The 21,980-nt window shown below is 58.1% G+C and carries 15 protein-coding genes and 7 pseudogenes; 12 read left to right on the top strand and 10 right to left on the bottom strand.

Annotated elements, in window-relative coordinates; all coding sequences use genetic code 11:
- The first annotated feature begins 29 nt into the window (after nucleotides 1-29).
- From L0Z65_RS05935 to tsf, 5 genes and pseudogenes are all read left to right on the top strand, one after another.
- Nucleotides 30-215: a DUF3553 domain-containing protein gene (locus L0Z65_RS05935; RefSeq protein ID WP_405111597.1), complete on the top strand. Its 186-nt coding sequence runs from the start codon at nucleotides 30-32 to the stop codon at nucleotides 213-215.
- A 105-nt stretch (nucleotides 216-320) separates the two neighbouring features.
- On the top strand, nucleotides 321-1,082 hold the full coding sequence (locus L0Z65_RS05930) for a GNAT family N-acetyltransferase (RefSeq protein WP_405112472.1): 762 nt from the start codon (nucleotides 321-323) through the stop codon (nucleotides 1,080-1,082).
- Nucleotides 1,079-1,943 (top strand): annotated as a pseudogene (locus L0Z65_RS05925) (lysophospholipid acyltransferase family protein). Before L0Z65_RS05930 ends, L0Z65_RS05925 begins: the two are co-directional and overlap by 4 nt.
- Nucleotides 1,944-2,128: 185 nt before the next feature.
- Nucleotides 2,129-2,902 carry a 30S ribosomal protein S2 gene (gene rpsB / locus L0Z65_RS05920; protein WP_024097272.1) on the top strand — a complete coding sequence of 258 codons (774 nt, stop codon included), beginning with the start codon at nucleotides 2,129-2,131 and terminating at the stop codon, nucleotides 2,900-2,902.
- Between the two features lie 79 nt (nucleotides 2,903-2,981).
- Nucleotides 2,982-3,857, top strand: coding sequence for a translation elongation factor Ts (gene tsf / locus L0Z65_RS05915; RefSeq protein WP_040169102.1), 876 nt, complete (start codon nucleotides 2,982-2,984; stop codon nucleotides 3,855-3,857).
- A gap of 452 nt (nucleotides 3,858-4,309) precedes the next feature.
- Here tsf and L0Z65_RS05910 read toward each other — a convergent pair.
- The 3 genes and pseudogenes from L0Z65_RS05910 to L0Z65_RS05900 form a co-directional block, all read right to left on the bottom strand.
- Nucleotides 4,310-5,066, bottom strand: a pseudogene (locus L0Z65_RS05910) (LuxR family transcriptional regulator).
- The gene (gene aroQ / locus L0Z65_RS05905) at nucleotides 5,063-5,512 is read right to left on the bottom strand and encodes a type II 3-dehydroquinate dehydratase (protein WP_102896987.1); all 450 of its coding nucleotides are present in this window, start codon (nucleotides 5,510-5,512) and stop codon (nucleotides 5,063-5,065) included. Before aroQ ends, L0Z65_RS05910 begins: the two are co-directional and overlap by 4 nt.
- A gap of 236 nt (nucleotides 5,513-5,748) precedes the next feature.
- Entirely contained in the window at nucleotides 5,749-6,750 is a 1,002-nt protein-coding gene (locus tag L0Z65_RS05900) for an NADPH:quinone oxidoreductase family protein (protein WP_405111592.1), read from the bottom strand.
- A 163-nt stretch (nucleotides 6,751-6,913) separates the two neighbouring features.
- On the opposite strand from L0Z65_RS05900, the pseudogene L0Z65_RS05895 reads away from it, so the two are divergent.
- From L0Z65_RS05895 to L0Z65_RS05870, 6 genes and pseudogenes are all read left to right on the top strand, one after another.
- A pseudogene (locus tag L0Z65_RS05895) lies at nucleotides 6,914-7,937 on the top strand (NAD(P)H-dependent flavin oxidoreductase).
- Nucleotides 7,937-9,013: a phosphotransferase family protein gene (locus tag L0Z65_RS05890; protein WP_405111589.1), complete on the top strand. Its 1,077-nt coding sequence runs from the start codon at nucleotides 7,937-7,939 to the stop codon at nucleotides 9,011-9,013. Before L0Z65_RS05895 ends, L0Z65_RS05890 begins: the two are co-directional and overlap by 1 nt.
- A 24-nt stretch (nucleotides 9,014-9,037) precedes the next feature.
- Entirely contained in the window at nucleotides 9,038-9,832 is a 795-nt protein-coding gene (locus L0Z65_RS05885) for an IclR family transcriptional regulator (RefSeq protein WP_102896984.1), read from the top strand.
- A gap of 141 nt (nucleotides 9,833-9,973) precedes the next feature.
- Nucleotides 9,974-10,726, top strand: a complete 753-nt coding sequence (locus L0Z65_RS05880) for an enoyl-CoA hydratase/isomerase family protein (protein ID WP_405111585.1) — start codon at nucleotides 9,974-9,976, stop codon at nucleotides 10,724-10,726.
- Nucleotides 10,727-10,756: 30 nt separating this feature from the next.
- Nucleotides 10,757-11,970 (top strand): annotated as a pseudogene (locus L0Z65_RS05875) (serine hydrolase domain-containing protein).
- Between the two features lie 81 nt (nucleotides 11,971-12,051).
- On the top strand, nucleotides 12,052-12,918 hold the full coding sequence (locus tag L0Z65_RS05870; protein WP_405111582.1) for an acyl-CoA thioesterase: 867 nt from the start codon (nucleotides 12,052-12,054) through the stop codon (nucleotides 12,916-12,918).
- A 26-nt stretch (nucleotides 12,919-12,944) separates the two neighbouring features.
- Here L0Z65_RS05870 and L0Z65_RS05865 read toward each other — a convergent pair whose 3' ends face one another.
- Both L0Z65_RS05865 and L0Z65_RS05860 read right to left on the bottom strand, forming a co-directional pair.
- Complete coding sequence (locus L0Z65_RS05865; protein ID WP_405111579.1) at nucleotides 12,945-13,721, bottom strand: SDR family NAD(P)-dependent oxidoreductase; 777 nt, start codon at nucleotides 13,719-13,721, stop codon at nucleotides 12,945-12,947.
- Nucleotides 13,722-14,483: 762 nt separating this feature from the next.
- Nucleotides 14,484-15,705, bottom strand: a pseudogene (locus L0Z65_RS05860) (acyl-CoA dehydrogenase).
- 102 nt (nucleotides 15,706-15,807) lie between these two features.
- On the opposite strand from L0Z65_RS05860, the gene L0Z65_RS05855 reads away from it, so the two are divergent.
- Complete coding sequence (locus tag L0Z65_RS05855; RefSeq protein ID WP_102896978.1) at nucleotides 15,808-16,719, top strand: LysR family transcriptional regulator; 912 nt, start codon at nucleotides 15,808-15,810, stop codon at nucleotides 16,717-16,719.
- Nucleotides 16,720-16,782: 63 nt separating this feature from the next.
- On the opposite strand, the gene phoB is transcribed toward L0Z65_RS05855, so the two are convergent.
- The 5 genes and pseudogenes from phoB to pstC all read right to left on the bottom strand — a co-directional run bounded on the left by phoB (nucleotide 16,783) and on the right by pstC (nucleotide 21,846).
- Complete coding sequence (phoB, locus tag L0Z65_RS05850; RefSeq protein ID WP_040169121.1) at nucleotides 16,783-17,472, bottom strand: phosphate regulon transcriptional regulator PhoB; 690 nt, start codon at nucleotides 17,470-17,472, stop codon at nucleotides 16,783-16,785.
- A gap of 2 nt (nucleotides 17,473-17,474) precedes the next feature.
- Nucleotides 17,475-18,185, bottom strand: a complete 711-nt coding sequence (phoU, locus tag L0Z65_RS05845) for a phosphate signaling complex protein PhoU (protein WP_014874683.1) — start codon at nucleotides 18,183-18,185, stop codon at nucleotides 17,475-17,477.
- A 14-nt stretch (nucleotides 18,186-18,199) separates the two neighbouring features.
- Nucleotides 18,200-18,997, bottom strand: coding sequence for a phosphate ABC transporter ATP-binding protein PstB (pstB, locus tag L0Z65_RS05840; protein ID WP_024097257.1), 798 nt, complete (start codon nucleotides 18,995-18,997; stop codon nucleotides 18,200-18,202).
- 13 nt (nucleotides 18,998-19,010) lie between these two features.
- Nucleotides 19,011-20,367 (bottom strand): annotated as a pseudogene (gene pstA, locus L0Z65_RS05835) (phosphate ABC transporter permease PstA).
- A pseudogene (gene pstC / locus L0Z65_RS05830) lies at nucleotides 20,367-21,846 on the bottom strand (phosphate ABC transporter permease subunit PstC). Before pstC ends, pstA begins: the two co-directional pseudogenes overlap by 1 nt.
- Nucleotides 21,847-21,980: the final 134 nt, after the last annotated feature.

Here is a 21,980-nt window from a genome sequence, read left to right as displayed (position 1 = left end):
ATCTTTCCTCCGAAGTGGGCCTCTCACGCATGAACGACCTTAACGCTATACTTGCCCCTGGCATGTTCGTGACCCATCCCGACCACCCCGAGTGGGGCACCGGGCAGGTCCAGTCCAATGCCGTCGGCAAGATCACCGTGAATTTCCCCGATCAGGGTAAGGTGGTGTTCAACGGCGCTCAGGTGGCCCTTATTCCAGTCTTTGATCCGTCATAAGCGTTGATGAACGGTTAACGCCTGTTCACCAATTTGAACGAAACTTGCACATGCCGTGCCTTATAGGCTAGCTGCACGCAAGGCAAACCATTGTTGAGCAAGGTCATGGGCGGCAGTTCTCCTGCGTTTCAGGTCAAACTGGCACAGACATCGGCGGATTTACGCGCGGCGCAGGCGCTTCGGTACGACGTTTTTGTCAGCGAACTGGGCGGTGGTGGTGCTTTGGTGGACCATGATGCCGGTTTGGAGCGGGATCATTTCGATGCGTTTTGTGATCACCTGCTGCTCTGGGATCTGGAGCGCGACGCGGTGGTGGGTGTCTATCGTCTGCTGCGGAGCGATCAGGCCCTGCGCGCAGGGCAATTCTATTCCGAGGGCGAATATGATCTCTCCAAACTGACAGCATCGGGTCGTAAGCTGTTGGAACTGGGGCGTTCCTGCCTGCATCCGGATTATCGCGGTGGCACCGCCATGTTCCATCTGTGGTCCGCTTTGGCAGACTATGTGGCGGAACATGAGGTTGAAATCCTGTTTGGTGTTGCCAGCTTTCACGGGACCGATACCGCGCCGCTGGCCAATGCGCTGTCGATGCTCTACCACAATCATCTGGTACCTGAGGCGCTGCGCCCCGTCGCGCGGGAGTATCAGTCGATGGACCTGATCGCGGTAGATGATTTGAACCGCCGACAGGCGATGCTGGACACCCCAGCCCTGATCAAAGCCTATCTGCGCCTGGGGGGCTGTGTCGGAGATGGTGCGTTTGTTGATCATGCGTTCAACACAACGGATGTCTGCCTCTTGCTTGACACCGCGCGAATGAATGCGCGGCAAAAACGGATCTACGGCGCAGGGCGGAGCACCACATGAGCACCTGGGAGGGCGGTGACGCCGCAGCTCCGATAGAGATCAGCGCGACGGGCTGGATGCGGGTTGCCCTTCGCGGATTACTGCTGGGAGTGCTGGTTTTTGGCGGGTTGCTGATCCTGTTGCTGGTTCGCCTGGTTGAACGTCCGCTGTGCGGCTTGAACCGGCCGGTCACGCCCTTCATCACGCAATGGGTTTGCCGCAATGCATTCCGCGTCCTTGGTATGAGGTTTCGCACCAAGGGCGCCTTGATGACAAACCGCGGTGCGGTGGTGGCGAACCACACCTCGTGGCTGGATATTTTTGCCCTGAATGCGCGTAAACGGATCTATTTTGTCTCCAAGGCAGAGGTCGCTCAGCTGGCCTGGTATCGGCTGGCTGGCGCGCGCAACCGGCACCGTTTTTATTAAGCGGGACGCAAGGGAGGCGCAAAAACAGACGGCCTTGTTTCAAAAACGTCTGCTTCTGGGGCATAAGCTGTTGTTCTTCCCGGAGGGGACATCGACGGATGGTTTGCGGGTCTTGCCGTTCAAAACCACGCTTTTTGCGGCGTTTTTCCACCCAGAACTGCGCGATCTTATTTCGATCCAACCGGTGTCCGTTGTGTTTCTTCCGCCCGAAGGTGAAGAGCCACGTTTCTATGGTTGGTGGGGAGATATGGACTTTGGCCCGCATCTGTTGAAAACCCTTGCGGCGCGGCGTCAGGGCGAGGTCGTACTGCACTATCATGAGCCGCTTCGGGTGTCCGACTATCCCGATCGCAAGGCATTGGCCGCCGCTTGCGAGGCGCGGGTCAGGGCGGGACATACTATGCTGCGGTCGGGTGACGTGCTCGCAAACGGACAGGTTACCCCTATGACCTAAGCGGCGCAGGGGAGAGCGGTCAGACTTTTGCTCTTGCGCATTCCACAGGGCTGGCATATACGCGCGCCATTCAATCCGCAGGTGGGGATTGGCCTGATCGGGGGAGACATCCCCGGCAGACCGCCGGTTGGAGCATTCGCTCTGAGACCCCCGCCGAGGCACGAAACCGGAAAAGGAAAATATACATGGCTCTTCCCGAGTTCTCCATGCGTCAGCTGCTTGAGGCAGGCGTACACTTTGGTCACCAAACCCAGCGCTGGAACCCGCGTATGTCGCCGTTCATCTACGGCTCGCGCAATGGCATCCACATTCTGGACTTGACCCAGACCGTTCCCATGCTCGACGCAGCTCTGAATGCTGTGCGTGACACCGTCGCAAAAGGCGGCCGCGTTCTGTTCGTCGGCACCAAGCGTCAGGCGGCTCAGCCGATCGCAGATGCTGCAGAGAAATCCGCTCAGTACTTCATGAACCACCGCTGGCTCGGCGGCACACTGACCAACTGGAAAACCGTTTCCCAGTCGATCAACCGTCTGAAGGAAATCGACGAGAAAATGGCGTCCGGCGCCGAAGGCCTGACCAAGAAAGAGCGTCTGGGCATGGAGCGTGACCAGCTGAAACTGGAAGCGTCCCTCGGCGGTATCCGCGAGATGGGCGGCGTTCCTGATCTGCTGTTCGTCATCGACGTGAAAAAAGAAGCTCTGGCCATCGCCGAAGCCAACAAACTGGGCATCCCGGTTGTGGCCATCGTCGACACCAACTGCTCGCCCGATGGTGTCGATTACATCATCCCCGGCAACGACGACGCAGCCCGCGCAATTGCGCTCTACTGCGATCTGGTTGCGCGCGCAGCTCTGGACGGCATGTCCGCTCAGCTGGGTGCGGCAGGCGTTGATCTTGGCGCACTGGAAGACGCACCGGTTGAAGAAGCCGTTGCTGAAGAAGCTGCTGCCGAAGCCTGATCCGTCCCGTCACGGAACTGACATGAGGGGCAGGGTATCACCTGCCCCAAATCCGTTTTTGAATTGAGGAGAGCCTAAGATGGCAATTACCGCATCCATGGTTAAGGAACTGCGCGACAGCACCGGCGCAGGCATGATGGACGCCAAGAAGGCGTTGACCGAAACCAATGGCGACATGGAAGCCGCCGTTGACTGGCTGCGCACCAAGGGTCTGGCCAAAGCGGCCAAGAAATCCGGCCGTACCGCTGCCGAAGGCCTGGTCGCCGTGGTCGTCGAAGGCAACAAAGGTGTTGCTGTCGAAGTGAACTCGGAAACCGACTTTGTTGGCAAAAACGCTGAATTCCAGGAAATGGTCTCCGGCATCGCCAAGACAGCTCTGAACGTTGCTGATGTTGACGCGCTGCTGGCGGCTGACATGGGCGGCAAGACCGTTGCTGACACGCTGACCGACAAAATCGCCACCATTGGCGAGAACATGAACGTCCGCCGTATGGCGTCGCTCGAAGGTGACACCGTTGTGTCCTACGTGCACAACGCTGCGACCGCTGGCATGGGCAAGATCGGTGTTCTGGTTGCTATGAACGGTGGTGACGAGGCGATTGGCAAACAGGTTGCGATGCACATCGCCGCTGTGAACCCCGCCGCGCTGAGCGAAGCTGAGCTGGACGCCTCGGTTGTCGAGAAAGAAAAGCAGGTCCAGATGGACATCGCCCGCGAATCCGGCAAGCCGGAGCAGGTGATCGAGAAGATGATCGTCGGCCGGATGAAGAAATTCGTCGCCGAAGCAACCCTGCTGAACCAGCAGTTTGTTGTGAACCCTGACCTGACCGTTGAAGAAGCGGCCAAGGAAGCAGGCGCGACCATCACTGGTTTTGTTCGTCTGGAAGTGGGCGAAGGCATCGAAGTCGAAAAAGAAGACTTCGCCGCTGAGGTTGCCAAGGCCGCACAGGGCTAATCCTGTCCGAGCTTTGCTCTTGTGAATAAAGAAAAGGCCAATGAAGCTGTTGCTTCATTGGCCTTTTCTTTTGCGAAACGCAGCTGCTTCGTTGGTTTGGGGCAACCTGAAAAGACTGCGCAGGCCAATAAATCAACCTGTACCGTTCTTATAGATATCTTGGATGAAAAATAGTTGAGGGGCGCTGCAGGTGTTGCAGAGCCCCTCTGAATATCCCGGCGCTGGCGCGGAACAATACACGCAGCGACCGGACAGGTTAGAGAGCCTTGAAATCCCAAGGGTCATGCCCTGCGCCGTCCCAGGCCAAAGCCCCACTCACGGAACATTGTAACTGTGCCTGTAATTCTCGCCTTCTGGAAGTAATGAATTCCATACCCAATTCTGAAGAATGGGTTAATAGATTTTCGGAATATAGGTTAAACAACCTTTGGAATGTATATTTTATGATTTTATCAATTTTCCATAACGTACATCTGGTTGTGCAGGGCGGCCTTTAGAACCGCATGGGCTGTTGTTTCAACAGCGAGGGCCTCACGTGCAAGACGTAGGTGTTTTTCGACGGTTGCAGGCGTCAACCCCATCAGCAACGCAATGTCTTGGGTGGTTTTGCCGTCGCCAACCCACTGTAATGCCTCGCGCTGACGTTTTGTCAGGCTGCGGTTTGGGGGATCGTAGGGCATGGTCAGGATTTTCAAATGCGCGACATTGTTCATCAATATGATGTCGTGCCCGTCCTTTGCCCAGATCTCGTCGATGTCATCCTGGCTCAGGCTTTCCTCAGCCGCCAGTGAAATCGCCCCTTTGAAGCGTTGGGAGGTTGAATAGAAACTGACCGTGTAACCGGCCCGCACGCCCATGGCCGTGTTGAAATCGATCACTTTCTGGGCTTGCGGTGTCAGTGTTTGCTGCTCCAGCTGTTGCTGCACCATCCGCCAGCTGCTAAGCCCCCTCGTTATTCAACGCCCATTGCAGCATGGGGGCGTCGAAATAGAGGCCGGAATTGACAAACCCCTGCACATACTCCGCGCAATGGTTGGAGAGGATGACGAAATCCTCCGGATCGCCAAGTGATGTCTTGGTCTTGTGGCGCGTATAGCCGTAGATCAGCCGATCAAACCCAAAGGCTTGCATCTGTTTGACGTGTTCCAGCCACAGCTCCTCAAGCGTCCGTGCGCCGCACAGAAAGTTGAGATAGGCCCGAAGTTTCATCCCGCGGCGTCTTTGTCCAGATGGGCGCGTAGCGCGTCCAGTGCCATGATATACCCCTGAGTGCCAAAACCGCAGATCTGCCCCAGCGCTGCCCGCGCGAGATAAGAGCGGTGGCGAAAATCCTCACGTGCATGGATGTTTGAGAGGTGAACCTCAACCACGGGCAGCTCAATCGAGAAGATCGCATCCATCAACGCGATGGAGGTATGTGTATAGGCGCCTGCATTGAGGATCACGCCGCCGTAAACGCCCCGCGCACCGTGCAACGCATCAAGCAAAGCCCCCTCATGGTTCGACTGCTCGCAGCTCACGGAGAGGCCGATGGACTGCCCGTGTTCGACACAACGCTGTTCGACCATGGCGAGCGTCTCGCGGCCATAGACCTCCGGTTGACGGGTGCCAAGCAGGTTGAGATTGGGTCCGTTCAAAACCAGGACGGTGTGCATGTTGGTATCCACTTGTTCTTATGATGCCCTGGCTGCGCGGGCTGTCAGTTTAACTGCTGTGACAGGAACTGACAGGCTGGTCATCAGCGTTTTGGGAATGCTCCGGAGCGATGTGCTGGCCGGAGACATTCAACTCCACGATTGGCGGTCAGAGTCCTGTAGTTGGCTCATATTGATATATCTTTCAGGATGATATGCAAGCCAGCTAACGCTAACGTTGTGCGGGTGTGCCTGTTTCACTCAGGCGTATTTGTCAGGATGATCTTTCCCAGCACGCTCCGGTTTTGCATCTCCGTCAGCGCGGTTGCCGCGTCGCTCATCGGGTAGGCCGCATGCACACGGGGCCGGATCTTGCCGCTGCGATAGAGCTCAAACAGCTCCTCCACATTGCGCAGGTGCTGCGCTGGGTCGCGTTGCACGGCAGCACCCCAAAAGACACCAACGATCTGGCAGCCTTTCAGCAGGGGCAGGTTCATCGGGATTTTCGGGATGCCTGCCGCAAAGCCGACAACGAGATAGCGGCCCTGCCAGCCCATGGCGCGCAGCGCAGGCTCCGCATAGGAACCACCCACCGCATCATAGACCACATCCACACCCGCTTTCCCTGCCAGGGCTTTGATATTTTTACCAAAGCTGATCTGATCTTCCTTGTCCGGCGCATGGCCGTAGATCACCGTGGCATCTGCACCGATCTCCTGGCAGAACGCCGCTTTTTCGGCGGAGGACACGGCAGCAATAACGCGCGCGCCCGCTGCTTTGGCCAGCTCTACCGCAGCAGATCCAACACCACCGGCGGCGCCGAGGACCAGCACGGTTTCGCCCGATTGTAGAGTGGCGCGCTCCTTCAGGGCGTGATGTGATGTGCCATAGGTGAAGACAAACCCGGCGGCATCCAGATCGGACATTTGATCCGGGATCCGGATCGCACTGGCGGCTGGGATCGCGATATGGGTGGCAAAGCCGCCATAGCCTGTCAGCGCCAGAACCCGATCTCCGATCTTGTGGCCCTGAACCTCAGGACCAAGGGCGATGATTTCTCCCGCGATCTCTCCGCCGGGCGCAAAGGGTCGGGGCGGTTTGATCTGATACAGATCCTGGATCATCAGCGTATCTGGGTAGTTCACGCTGGCGGCATGGATTTTGACCAACACCTCCTGGGCCCCGGGTTGGGGGCAGTCCTGCGCGCTCCACTGCAGGGTTTCGGGGCCGCCCGGAGCGGTTGAGAGCATGGCGTGCATGGCTGAGTGTCCTGTCATGATGCCCAAGCGGGCCCGTTGTGACGTCAAGTCTTCTGTGTGGATCTTACGTTGTCAATGAAATTGCGAAATGCAATTCTGCTCTGCGATAGATCTGTTTTCTGGCCGGAAAGCGGCGTGAAATATGCTGGATAAAGGATTGGAAATGAAGGAAACTCGCCTCACATCGGGTGGGCAGCCTATGCCTGATGCCCTGCAGAGACTGCGCTTGCCGATGATCGGTGCGCCGCTGTTTATCATATCGGTGCCAGAGCTGGTCATTGCGCAATGCAAGGCTCGGCATCGTGGGATCCTTTCCCGCACTAAACGCGCGTGAGGCAGAGGGCGAGCCGCCGCTGCTGGAGGTCTGGCTGCAGCAGATCACCGAGGAGTTGGACAGACACAACCAAGACAACCCGGATCGTCCTGCGGCACCGTTTGCGGTAAACCAGATCGTGCATCGCTCCAACACGCGGTTGGAGCGCGATCTTGAGATCTGTCACCACTGGAAGGTGCCGCTTTGGATCACGTCACTTGGGGCGCGGCCCGAGGTGAATGAGGCCGCCCATGGTTGCGGCGGCATTGTGCTGCATGATGTGATCAACAACCGTTTTGCCCGGAAGGCGATTGAGAAAGGCGCCGATGGTTTGATCGCGGTCGCCGCCGGGGCAGGTGGCCATGCGGGTCAGCAATCTCCGCTTGCACTGATCAGCGAAATTCGCAGCTGGTTTAAGGGGCCACTTGCGCTGTCAGGCGCGATTGCCAATGGTCCGTCGCTGCTTGCTGCGCGGGCGTTGGGGGCCGATTTCGGATATGTGGGTTCCCCGTTTATCGCCACGGAAGAGGCGAACGCACAGCAGGGCTACAAGCAGATGATTGTCGATAGCGCTGCGGATGACATTGTCTATTCATCATTGTTTACAGGGGTTTCTGGAAACTACCTGCGTGGATCAATCCAGAACGCAGGACTTGATCCCGAAAATCTGGAGAGTGCGGATGCAAGCGCGATGAATTTCGCTGGCGGGTCTTCCAAGCCCAAGGCCTGGAAGGAGATCTGGGGTTCCGGTCAGGGCATTGGCGCCATCAGGGATGTCCGCCCAGCGGGTGCGCTGGTGGATGAGATTGCCGCCGATTATGACGCTGCCGGGCGACGGTTGGCGGCTGAGTTCACATCGGCTGGGGCGCACTGATGGCATCGCAGACATCACCCGGAACCCCTGATGACAGCGGTATCGAGGATCCCCTAGCGCTCAATCTCGGAGCTGTTCAGCAGTACATGCAAGGGCGTCTGCCCGGGTTCGACACGGAGATCACCGCCCGAAAGTTTCAGAACGGCCAGTCAAACCCGACTTATCTGCTACAGACCGGGGCGGGCGCCTATGTTCTGCGACGCAAGCCGCCGGGCGTTCTGCTGAAATCTGCCCATGCGGTGGAGCGCGAGTTTCGCGTGCAGATGGCGCTGCGGGACACTGGGGTTCCGGTCGCGAAGATGCATCATCTCTGTGAGGATGATACCGTGATTGGATCACCTTTTTATGTTATGGAACATGTGGTTGGGAGAAACTTCTCAGATCCGACTTTGCCCGGTCTTCCCGCGAGTGATCGCGCTGCGGTGATGGATGAGATGAGCCGTGTCCTGGCGGCGCTGCACGATGTGGATGTCGCCACTGTCGGGCTGGCCGATTACGGGCCTGAGGGCAACTATTTTGAGCGTCAGCACGGTCGCTGGAGCAAGCAATACCGCGCCAGCGAGGTTGAAACCATCGCAGAGATGGACGAGCTGATCGCGGCATTGGGCGCACAGATGCCCGCTGATGACGCTCAGCGCGGGTTGGTACATGGCGACTACCGCATCGACAATATGATCTATGCAGCCGACGGGACAAACTGCCGGGCGGTTCTGGATTGGGAGCTGTCCACCATTGGCCACCCATATGCAGACCTTGCCGGTGTCATCATGCAGTGGCAGATGCCACCCGGGCGTGAAGGGCGTGGGTTGGCCGGTGTCAACCGGCGCGATCTTGGTCTTCCATCGGATCAAGAATTTATCGCAAGCTATTGCCAACGCAGAAATTTGCCGGGAGTGGAGAATTTCGGCTATTACCTCTCTTTCAGCTTCTTCCGAATGGCGGCAATCCTTCAGGGGGTGCGCAAAAGAGGGCTTGATGGCAACGCCTCAAACCCCGAACATGCGGCGCGCCTTGGTGCGTTTGTGCCGGACTTCGCGCGCGCCGGGCTGGCGGCCTTGTCCCGGAAATTTGACTGAAGCGCATCTGAGACGGGACCGGAGATGGACAGCGACAAGAAGGCCACAGCGGATGGCGAAAAAGATCGAAATTTTGTCACCGCCTTGGCGCGGGGCCTTGATGTGCTGCGCGCGTTTCGCCGCAATGAGCTGGAGCTGACCAACACCGATCTGGCTGAACGCACGGGGCTGCCGAAACCGACCGTCTCGCGGCTGACCTATACGCTGTGCCAGCTGGGGTATCTGGTTCAGGACGGGCAGTCCGGCAATTACCGTTTGGGGGCAGGGGTGTTGCGTCTGGGCTATGGTGTCTTGGCCGGGATGGATATCAGCGACCGTGCATCGCAGATCCTCAGGGATCTGCGAAATGGCGAAAACTCATATATCACCAGTGCCTTGGGTGAGGCACATCATGCGGATGTCATCTATATTGCGGTGCATCGCTCTCGCGAGGATGTCTCGCTGGCGGCGCATGTCGGGATGCGGTTGCCGCTGTTTTATTCCGCCGTGGGCCGCGCGATCCTTGCCGGTATGTCACCGGATCAACGGGCCGAAAGCCTGCGGATTGCGGATGCGCTTGATCCTGCTGACAGCCTCTCACGCCAGGACAGTCTGGGTCGGGCGCAGGACGAATATGCTGCCCGTGGCTTTTGTACTGGCTACGGAGATTGGCGGCCGGATGTGAACGGGATTGCGGTTCCGGTTGTGTCGCTGAACGGGATGCGCGTCTACGGGCTGAACGTTGGTGGCCCGTCCTTTCATGTGAGTCCGGATGTGCTGGAGACGGTCTATGCGGATCAGCTGATGTCTGCTGCAGAAACCCTGAGTATGCGACCGTAGCGGTAACGCTTTGCCAAAGCAGCGATGTTAGGTGTCATGCGTGGTTCTACGTAGGTCAAAATACTCGACCTTGCTGAACAAACTGCGCATGATAATCGAAACGGCTGGCAGCTGTGTCAGCGTCTAAGGGAAGACCCAGAAATGACTGAGAGCGATTGGCTGATCCGGCACGCACATGGCGACGGGGTTGTCGAAATCAAACTGGCGCGCGCACCGGTCAATGCGCTATCGCCAGAGTTCCTCATGGATTTCGCGGATGTTATCAATGAGATCGGCAAGGATCCCACTGTCCGAGCGCTGCTGCTGACCAGCGCTTTCAAGGTGTTTTCTGCAGGCCTCGACCTGAAGGTGGCGCGGGACTTGGATCTGGCCGGTCAGCGCGCCGCGGTGCGGGGGCTGAACGAGGCCTTTCTTGCGCTCTATGCCTGTCCGAAGCCGGTTGTCGCCGCCGTAAATGGCGCGGCCATTGCAGGTGGGCTGTTCTTTGTCCTTTGCAGTGATGTGCGGGTGGCCCAGGTGAAATCCAAGTTTGGTCTTGCAGAAGTGCAGGCGGGAGTTGATTTCCCGATTGCGCCGCTGGAGATCGCCCGCGCGACGCTGAACCCGAATATCCAGCGACGGCTGATGATGACCGGGCAAACCATCGGTCCCATCGCTGCGCGGAACTTTAACATCGTGGATATCATTGCGGATGATGCGGAGGATCTGCTTGGCTATGCGCTGAAAGAAGCGCGCGCACTGGCAGAGCTGCCACCCGGAACCTATGCCGCGATCAAACAGCAGCTGCGCGGCGAAACAATTGCAAAGATCAGGTCCGCAATGGACGCAGAGGCTGAGGACCAGCCCTGGTTCACCGAAGAGACCGTCCCGGCGATGACCAAGATCATCGGCTAAACTGCCAGATCACCGACAATAGGAGCCCCCATGGACGCTGCGCGCCTTGAGCACATCAGGACATGGCAACACCGCTATGTGGATCAACGCAAATATGCTTAAGCAGTTCGCTGCTGATCAATCGTAATGGTGAAGAGCACTATTTCCACGCTGCGGGCCAGCGAAACATTGCGGAGGAGCTGCCGTTCACCCGTGATACCGTGACGCGCATCTACTCGATGACCAAGCCGGTGACCTCGCTCGCGCTGATGCTGCTGCTGGAACGCGGCCTGATCCACCTGGATATGCCTGTTTCTGAATTTCTTCCTGAATTCAAAGATATGCGCTGTCTTATTGATGGTGAAACCGAGATTGCGCAGACCAAACCCTGTCGGCCGCCAACCCTGCATGAGCTGCTAACTCATACCAGTGGGCTGAGCTACCCGTTCAATCCCGGCGTCCTGCCTGAAGAAATGTCAAAAACCGATTTGATGTTCAAACCCAGCCAGGGTGCCCTTGCGGCGCGGGTGGAGGAGTTGGCGGCGCTGCCGTTGGCCTTTGAACCCGGCCAGCGGTGGGAATACTCCGTTGGGATCGACGTGATCGGCCGAGTGATTGAGGTCGTGACCGGAGAGAGCCTTGGCGCCATGCTGAAGCGGGAAATCTTTGATCCACTCGGCATGGACCGAACCGGTTTTCGCAGTTTGGAAACAACCGGCAACTTATTGGCATCGCTCTATTCTCCGCTGAGCGGCGACGCGATGGCTCTGAATGATGCGCAACAGGGGGCTGACAGCCTGCGTCTGATTGATTCATACGACGATACCCCCTTCGACACCGCCGAGATGCACTCAGGCGGCGGCGGTCTTCTGAGTACGATCGACGATTATATGCGCTTTGCCGAGCTGATCCGGCTGCGCGGAGCGGTGGGTAAGGATCATCTGATCAGCCCGCAGACCGTTGATTTCATGTGTCAAAATCATCTGCCCGGTGACATCGCATCCATGGGACCGCAAAGTTTTGCGGAGCAACCGATGGACGGGATGGGGTTTGGCCTTGGCGGTGCGGTTGTGCTGGATCCGGCCAGGGCGAGATGCCCCGGATCCGTTGGCGATTTCAGCTGGGGGGGGATGGCCTCGACCTTCTTCTGGGTTGATCCGATCCTCGATTTGAGTGTTGTCTTTTTTACGCAGCTCGCACCATCCAGTTCTTATTCGTCGCGGGCGGAGCTGAAGGCGCTGGTCCATGGCGCCGTAACGCGTTAAGGCTGCTGTCCAGCCAGACCATCGGGGCAGGGCGGTTGACCGCAGCGGCCCGCCTGATGTCACATTAACAGGAACTGATAGATGCCTGACGCAGCTGAGATTTTGCTCAATTTACTTGATTTAGAAGAGCTTGATCGCAATCTCTATCGCGGTATTGGGTCTGGCGGCGAAACACCGACGCGGATCTACGGCGGCCAAGTGATCGCGCAGGCTTTGATGGCGGCTTATTCCACTGTTGAGGACAGGCTGTGCCATTCGCTGCATGCCTATTTCATCCGCCCCGGTGATCCGTCAAAACCAGTGATCTACGCGGTTGATCCTGCGCGCGACGGCGGCAGCTTCACAACCCGTCGGGTGACAGCTTTGCAAAACGGCAAGCAAATCCTCAACCTGGCGGCGTCCTTTCACATTGAGGAACCGGGGTGGCAGCATCAACATGAGATCCCCGAGGTGAAGACGCCAGACGCATTGGTGTCCCGCGATGTTCTCCTGCGTCAGCTTGCCCCGAAACTGGACAGCCGTTTACGCGTCGAATTCACGCGAGAGCGTCCGTTCGAGATCCGCGATGTTGAGCCACGCGATCCGGTCAATCCGGATAAATGTAATGATATCAATCATATGTGGATTAGAATGAAGGCGGCAAAAGGCGCCACGCCACAGCTGCAGCATGTGCTGATGGCCTATGTCTCCGACTACGGGTTGTTGGGGTCAGCGCTGCGGCCGCACGGTCTGAGTTTTGTAAAAGGTCAGGCCATGACGGCCAGCCTTGATCATGCGATGTGGTTCCACGCCCCGGTGCAATTTGACAACTGGCATCTTTACACGATGGACTCTCCATTTGCCGGTGGCGGGCGCGGGTTCAACCGTGGCTCAATCTTCACGCAGGACGGCCAACTGGTCGCCAGTGTTGCACAGGAAGGGCTGATGCGCCCGATCTCCAAGTCGTGAAATGGTACAGAAAGCACTGAAATTATTCAGTCAGCTGTTGGAAGGTCGAATTTGTCGCGCAGCCTCTGCATGCCAGTGATCCAGCGGTCATAGTCTGCGGCCTTGGCCTGAATATACCCTTCGACCTTCGCATGGGGCAGTACAAGAAATCTATTGTTTTCAATAGCCTCGATACAACTTCTCGCAACATCCTCGGCCGAGATCATCCCGTCCACCGCCGCGGCGCTGTGCTCCATTCCCTTGGTCATGGCGGTTTTTACCGCTTGCGGACAGGCCACGGAGACGCCGATCCCTTGATCGCCATGGGTGATCGCAAGCCACTCAGAAAACCCGACGGCGGCATGTTTGCTCACCCCATAGCTCACAGCGCCAATCTGGTTCAACAATCCTGCCGCTGAGGCAATATTGAGAAAATACCCGCCACCGCGATTGATCATCCGCGGCACCAGATGCCGCGCGGCTGACACATGGGCCATCACGTTGATATCCCAGCTTTGCTGCCAGTCAGCGAGCGAGGTCTCAAGTCCACCGATGCGAAGGATCCCGGCATTGGAACAGAACACATCAATCGGCGCGATTTCATGCTCGATCACATCAATCATCTCAGCGATGGCGCGGTCCGATCCAACGTCCAGGGTATAGCCACGACCACCGATTTCATCCGCAGTGCGCTGCGCGCCCAGTCCGTCCAAATCCGCGCAGATAATATGCTTGGGATTACACCCAGCCATTGCGATCGCCAAGGCACGCCCGATACCCGTTGCGGCACCGGTGATGACAATTGTTTTGCCGTGCAGATCCATGTTGGCCTCAACTGATGAAGTCGTTCTGTGATACTGTCTCGTGTACAGGCCAGACCTGCAACAGTGACGCTACATCATATAAATTACACATAATACTGATTACAGGTAAATTTGCGTAGTGTAGATTGGCCAGACGAAATACGCTCTTTTGCGCATTTACCTTTCATTTATTGAGGTTGATGCGTCTGGCAAAAACACCTCGGCGATCCTGCGGGATTTCACCTGCGCTTTGGGGCATTCGCATGACTTGGTTGGCTTCAGTTGCCGTAGCGTGCATCTATGCAGCAGGATTAACCTGTCATTTCGGCCATTTGATCGGACATGGCCGCGCTCTTTTGCAATATCGCAGTTCGGCGGACGGTTCAGTGGTGATCTTGCGCCTTTTGCGGAACTCTCTGTACGGAACGGTCATTCCACGACCGGTGTTGCGTCGGATCATGAGGGCATTAACCCCGCCGCTTCGTTTCACCTTCTGCGCGCCAATGAATACACGAAGATTCAGATTTATCCCCTTAACTATTCTCCGCCAAAGAGAGCAGACAAATCTTGTCTGATCCACCTGCTTCTCCTTGCGTCGCTGTGGGTACGGCCACGTTTTGCAAAAATGCAATTGAGATTTGCACAAATGCGGGGCGTGTCACGAGTGTTAACCTCTCCATGGGTTTACACCTCGGTTACGATCTTAACAAAAAATCGCACCCTTGTCAGGCAACGGTGCGATTTTTAATGGTTTTATTGATCAGTTGTAGCTGTCGGTTGCGCTTAGAAAAAGGCCTGCAGACCTGTCTGTGCGCGCCCGAGGATCAGCGCGTGAACATCATGAGTCCCCTCATAAGTGTTCACAGTTTCCAGGTTGACCATGTGCCTGATGACGCCGAACTCCAGGCTGATGCCATTTCCGCCGTGCATGTCGCGGGCATTCCGTGCGATCTCCAGCGCCTTGCCGCAGTTGTTGCGCTTGACGATGGAAATCATTTCCGGCGCGGCGTTGGCGTCATCCATCAGACGCCCAACGCGCAAGGAGGCCTGCAGGCCAAGCGTGATTTCGGTCTGCATATTGGCCAGTTTCAGCTGGAACAACTGGGTGTTGGCCAAGGGGCGACCGAACTGTTTGCGATCCAACCCATATTGACGGGCGGCGTGCCAGCAAGCCTCTGCGGCGCCCATCGCGCCCCAGCTGATGCCATAGCGGGCACGGTTCAGGCAGCCGAACGGGCCTTTCAAACCTTCCACATGGGGCAGCAGCGCGTCGTCGCCAACCTCAACACCATCCATGACGATTTCACCGGTGATGGAGGCGCGGAGCGACGCCTTATTGGCGATTTTTGGTGCGGACAGGCCTTTCATCCCTTTTTCCAGGACAAAGCCGCGGATCTTACCACCATGGGCTTCGGATTTGGCCCAGACGACAAACACATCTGCGATTGGCGCGTTGGAGATCCACATTTTGGAGCCAGTCAACCGGTAGCCGCCTTCGGTCTTTTCCGCGCGGGTTTTCATGCCTAGCCGGGTCGGATCCCGCATCGGGTTCGGTCAGGCCAAAACAGCCAATCCATTCGCCGGAGGAGAGTTTCGGCAGGTATTTCTGGCGCTGCTCCTCGCTGCCATATGCGTAAATGGGATACATCACGAGCGAGCTTTGCACCGACATCATTGAGCGGTAGCCGCTGTCGACGCGCTCGACTTCCCGTGCAACCAGCCCATAGGAGACATAGCCTGCGCCGAGGCCGCCGTATTGTTCCGGGATGGTCGTTCCAAGGAGGCCCATCTCGCCCATTTCGCGAAAGATCTCAGGATCAGTTTCTTCGTTTTCGTAAGCGTTTAGAACGCGTGGTTGAAGTTTTTCCTGAGCATAGGACCGAGCGGATGCTGCAATCATCCGCTCGTCCTCAGTCAGCTGATCGTCCAGCCGCAGAGGATCGTCCCAATTGAACTGACCCAGATCCGGGGCATCTTTGGCGCGCAAAGCAGGTTTATCGGTCATTTTTCGTCACCTTTTTGATCCTCAACTTGCCGCCGACCTTAACCTTGCGGTAAGACAAAGGACAGCGAGAGAACCACAAGCAAACATTACAAAAGCTCATACATGGCCACCCCAAGACGCTTCCTCCCTTCAATTGCGGCGCTGCGCGCGCTGGAAGCGCTGGACCGTTTGGGCAGCGCCTCGGCGGCGGCGGATGAGTTGGCGCTGACGCAGGGTGCAGTGAGCCGTCAGTTGCAGGCGCTGGAGCGTCAATTGGGCGTGGATCTGGTGCGCCGAGATCAAAAGCGGCTGACGCTGTCACCGGAGGCGGAGACCTACGCTGCTGATATCCGTCAGGCGCTGAACCAGATCGCCCAGTCGACGCTGCGCGTACAGGCAGCGCCCTTGGCTGGCAGTCTTAATCTGGCGATCTTGCCCGCTTTTGGGATGCGCTGGTTGATGCCGCGGCTACCGGAATTTGCACGGCGGCATCCGGATGTGACGATCAATATGTCCACGCGGCTGGAACCGTTCAACTTCGTCAGTGAAGGCTTTGATGCTGCAATACATTTTGGGACCGCAGACTGGCCCGGTACCGAGGCGCTGCTGTTGAAACATGAACAGATGCTGCCAGTCTGTGCGCCCGACCTGCTGGCAGGGGGTGAGGTCCGTACCCCGAGTGATATCGCCGCCCTGCCCCTGTTGCATATCCAGACTCGCCCTCAGGCCTGGCAACATTGGTTCGAGAGCCATGATATCGCGTTGCAGGACGGTTTATCCGGCACCATGTATGACCAATTCGCAACCATTACACAGGCTGCGCTGCATGGGCTTGGCGTGGCTTTGATGCCGGATTACCTGGTGGAGCAGGATCTTGCGACAGGGCGGCTTGTGGCGCTTCACGCCACCGCTACCGAAAGCCCGGGCGCCTATTACCTTGTCTGGCCCGAGGCCCGGTCCAAGGACCCTGCCCTGATCAAGTTCCGCAGCTGGCTGGCGGGTCAGGCACAGCCTGAAGATCCGCTGCCAAGGTAGTATTCGGGTGGTGAAATCCCATCTGACGAAAAGATTTCATAATTTTATCAATGTGATGATGGTCTATCCTAAGGCGTATCCTGCGCCGCGAACGGTCCGGACAGGGTCCGATCCGCCATGTTGGGTCAGCGCCTTGCGCAGACGGCCGATGTGGACGTCCACAGTTCGGGTGTCGACATAGATGTCCCGCCCCCAGACACGGTCCAGCAGCTGCTCCCGGCTCCAGACCCGACCGGGTTTCTCCATAAAGGTCGACAGCAGGCGAAATTCGGTTGGCCCCAGTTTCAACGGCGCCTCGCCCCGGCTCACCTTATGGGTTTCGGCATCCAGCACGATATCGTCAAATTCCAGCCGCACCCCAACGGTTGACGGACGTACGCGCCGCAACTGGGTCCGCACACGGGCCATCAGCTCAATCACGGAATAGGGTTTGACCACATAGTCATCCGCTCCGGTTTCCAGTCCGCGCACCTTGTCCACTTCCTCGGAGCGGGCCGAGAGCATGATGATCGGGATATTACGGGTTTCGGTGCGCGTCTTCAGGCGGCGGCAAACCTCAATCCCGCTCAGATTGGGCATCATCCAGTCCAAAACGATGATATCCGGCATGTCCTCTTCGACGATCAGCAGCGCCTCTTCGCCGTGTTCGGCGCGCAGGACGCGAAAGCCGTCCGCCTCCAGATTATAGGACAGCACCTCGCGTTGGGCCAATTCGTCCTCGACCACCAGAACGGTGGGTTGGTCGGCAGCCATGCTCAGACCTCCTGCGGCACAGACGATGTGGTGTCGGCTTTCTGCCGGTCATCTTCCGGTTTGTCGCCGGTCACCAGATAGACCACCTGCTCCGCGATGGATGTGACGTGATCCCCCATGCGTTCGACGTTCTTGGCGATGAAATGCAAGTGCATGCAGGGGGTGATGTTGCGCGGATCTTCCATCATGAAGGTGAGGAATTCACGGAACAGCGCATTGTACATCTGATCGACATCACGGTCGCGGGCGATCACATCCTGCGCCAGTTCCACATCGCGCTGGATGTAGGAATCCAGCGCGTCCTTCAGCATCAGTTCGACCTCGCGGGCCATTCGGCGCATGGCGGCAGCACTTTCGGAGACATTCGGCCCCTGCGCCAGAACAGCCGTCCGTTTGGCGATGTTCTTGGCGTAGTCGCCGATGCGCTCCAGATTGCCGGAGATTTTCATCACCGACAGAACCAGCCGCAGGTCAACAGCGGCGGGCGCACGGATGGCGATGACGCGGGCGGCCTCTTCGTTGATCAGCTCTTCCAGACCGTCGATGGCCTTGTCGCCCTGACGCACTTGCTGGGCCAGTTCCTCATCACGGGTTTCCAGCGCGCGGGCTGCGTCCATGATGGCAGCCTCGACGAGGCCGCCCATTTTCATGATCTGCGCCTGAATGGCTTCGAGGTCGCGGTCAAATGCGGATGCAATATGTTGTTCTACCATGGGTCTGTCCTCGATCAGCCGATACGGCCGGTGATGTAGCTCTCGGTGCGCGGATCCTCAGGGTTGGTGAAGATCTGGCCGGTCGCACCAAATTCAACCAGATTGCCAAGGTGGAAGAAGGCGGTTTTCTGACTCACCCGTGCGGCCTGCTGCATTGAGTGGGTGACGATAACCACCGAATAGCTGTTGCGCAGTTCGTCAATCAGCTCTTCGATCTGGGCGGTGGCGATCGGGTCAAGTGCGGAACAGGGCTCATCCATCAACAGCACTTCTGGTTCGGTCGCAACGGCGCGGGCGATGCACAGGCGCTGTTGTTGGCCACCGGAAAGGCCGGTGCCGGGGGCGTCCAGCCGATCCTTCACCTCATCCCAGATGGCGCCACGGCGCAGGGATTTCTCGACGATCTCATCCAGCTCCGCCTTATTGGCGGCCAGGCCGTGAATACGCGGGCCATAGGCGACATTGTCATAGATCGACTTGGGGAACGGGTTCGGTTTCTGAAACACCATGCCCACCTTGGCGCGCAGCTGCACAGGATCGACACGGCTGTCATAGATGTCTTCACCGTCGATAGAGATATCCCCGGTCACCCGGCAGATATCAATGGTGTCATTCATCCGGTTAAGACAACGCAGGAAGGTCGACTTGCCGCAGCCCGATGGGCCGATGAAGGCGGTGACGGTGTTGTCCTCGATCTCGACGTTGACGTCTTTGATCGCGTGGGACTCGCCGTAGTAGACATTCACGTTCTTAGCGGCAATTTTGGTTTTCTGTGTTTGCACGTCTTTGTCCAATGCAGTCATCAGGTTCATATCGGCAGCCCCCTTACCAGCGGCGTTCAAAGCGGCGGCGCAGGATCACTGCCACTGTGTTCATGGTGACGAGGAAGATCAACAGGATGATGATACCGCCCCAGGCGCGTTCGTAAAATGCCGGATCAGCACGTTTCGCCCATTCGTAGATCTGCGCGGGCATGGCTGAGTTCGGGGCCAGCAGGCCATCAGCGACGGTTTCCGGCGCATTGGAGGCGATGAAGCCGACCATGCCGATCAGCAACAGCGGTGCGGTCTCCCCCAGGGCCTGCGCCAGACCGATAATGGTGCCGGTCAGGATGCCGGGAGCGGCCAGCGGCAGCACATGGTGAAACACCGCCTGCATGCGCGAGGCCCCGACCCCAAGCGCCGCATCGCGGATCGACGGCGGCACGGATTTGAGAGAGGCACGGGTCGAGATGATCACCGTTGGCAGGGTCATCAGCGTCAGCACCAGACCACCCACCAGCGGCGCCGACATCGGCAGGTGCATGTAGTTGATGAACACCGCCAGGCCGAGGATACCAAACACAATCGACGGCACGGCAGCGAGGTTGGAGATATTCACCTCAATCACATCAGTGAGCCAGTTTTTCGGAGCAAATTCTTCAAGATAGATAGAGGCGGCAACACCGATGGGCAGCGCCAGCGCCAGCACCACCAGCATCATGAAGAGCGATCCCATCATGGAGACGCCCATGCTAAGCAGCTTCTGGACGCGCATCAGAAGCGTCGGCGCCGGTGATGAAGTCAAGATTGAAGGTTTTGGCCGCGACGCCTGCCGTCACCAGTGCATCCACCAGATCGAGTTGTGCGGGCGAGATGCTCTTGTCGTTGACAATGCTGTCGCGACTGACGCGGCCTTTCAGGTAGCCGTCCACCCGGCTGGAGGCGAGGAAGCGGAAGGTAACCGTCTCCCCAATCTGATCGGGGTTTTCCAGCACATAGGCCCGCAGCTGCGCGGCGGCGTTCTTTGACAGGATGCCCGCCATCGCCTTGGCCTTCAGATCCGTCTCAATCCCCAGCTCCGCAACCTTCGCCTGCACCGCGTTTTTGATCAGCGGCGCATAGCCGAATGTGGTCACCTTCTTAATGGCGTCCAGATCGCGGGTACCGGATTTGTCCAGTTTGCTTTCCAGCAGTTCCACGTTCAGCGTGATGAAGGTCTGTTGAAACGCACCTGTGCCCCGGCTCACAATGGTGAACACCAGCACCGCAAGCATCAGAAGGCCAACCGTGATGGCGGCAATACCGTAACCACGAAACCGGCGCTCGGCGGCGTTGCGTTTGCGGGTGCGGTCCGATTGCTGCAGCAGCGAGCCTGCGTGGCTGCTTTCGGGTCCCGGGGTGTTTTGGCTGATATCGGTCATTAGTCGTACTGCTCCCGGTATTTGCGCACGATATAAAGCGCCAGAACATTAAGCCCGAGGGTCAGCACAAACAGCGTCAGACCAAGGGCAAAGGCGACCAGCGTCTCGGGGCTGGCAAAGTCGGTGTCGCCCGTCAGCTGGCTGACGATCCGTGTGGTGATTGTGGTCATCGATTCCAGCGGGTTGAGTGAGAATTTTGCAATCGCCCCGGCGCCCATAACAACAATCATCGTCTCACCAATGGCGCGTGACGCCGCCAGCAGCACAGCGCCCACGATGCCGGGAAGCGCTGCGGGCATCACCACCTGGCGGATGGTTTCGGATTTGGTCGCCCCCAGCCCAAGCGAGCCATCGCGCATGGCCTGCGGCACGGCGTTGATGATGTCATCGGACAGCGACGACACAAAGGGGATCAGCATAATGCCCATCACCAGACCAGCGGTCAGAACCGAGGTGGCCCCGCTCATCCATTCGACCCCCAGAATGCCGTCCTCACCCTGACCGAAGAATTTCACCAGCAGCGGACCAACCGTCAGCAGCGCAAAGAGGCCGTAGACGATGGTCGGAATGCCGGCAAGGATCTCCAGCAGCGGTTTGGCAAAGGCGCGGGTTGTGCCGCTGGCGTATTCAGAGAGGTAGATTGCGGCAAAAAGCCCGACAGGCACCGCAACCAGCAGCGCAATCGCCGAGATATACAGTGTTCCCCACAGCAGCGGCAGGATCGACAGGTCACTGTCCCCGCGGAAGTTCGGCGCCCATGTGGTGCCAAAGAAGAAATCGCTCCAGGCATGCAGCCCGAAGAAATTGATGCTTTCAAACAGCATCGAGAACACGATGCCAACGGTGGTCAGAATGGCGAGGCTGGCTGCAAGAATGAGCAGCGCCATGATCCCCTGTTCCACCACATTGCGGGCGCGAAAATCCTTATGCGTGCGGCCATAGGCCCAAGCAAAGCCAACCATCGCCAGGAGGCCGACAATCACCGACATGATGATCTGGCCCTTGTTGGCAAGGCTGCGGTAACTCTGCGCCGCAGTCAGCACCTCCGGGCGCACCTCGGAGCCAAGTGCAACGCCAATCTCGCCCAGACGGGCACGGATATCGGTCTCACCACTGTCGAGGTTGCGGGCGTCGGTTGGGGAAAGAACCCCCTGCTCTACCGCCAGATCCAACCCCTCTGCGAGACGGCGCACGTCGCTCATCACAAGGCCAAGCGTGGAGTTCTCTGGCACCAGCTCTGCCGGGATCATAGCGGAAACGCGGTTTTCAATGACCATTGGCTGGGCCAGCGACCAGATGGCGAGCAACGCCAATGCCGAGCACCAGCGCGCTGAAGGCCACGTTATGACCGTAGTAAGCGGGCAGCGAGTGCAACGCCTTGGCGTTCCCTCCTGCCGAGGCAAGCGCGCGGTTGCGCCCCAGCACAAAGCCCAGCCCGGAAAGGGCAAGAAGGGCAATCACGAGCCAAACTGTCGGCATCAGCTACTCCGTTTGAGTGAGACGGAAAATCCGGTTCTGCAAGAGCCGACCACGCGGATTGCAAAGGGGTGTCTTATGGTGGTCAGAGATTGGGCCGGGGCAATGTCAGATGCCCCGGCCCGCAGTGTCACTTA

Source organism: Phaeobacter sp. BS52 (genome assembly GCF_045040595.1).
GTDB classification, from domain to species: Bacteria; Pseudomonadota; Alphaproteobacteria; order Rhodobacterales; family Rhodobacteraceae; genus Phaeobacter; species Phaeobacter piscinae.
This window is presented reverse-complemented; position numbering and strand designations above follow the sequence as displayed.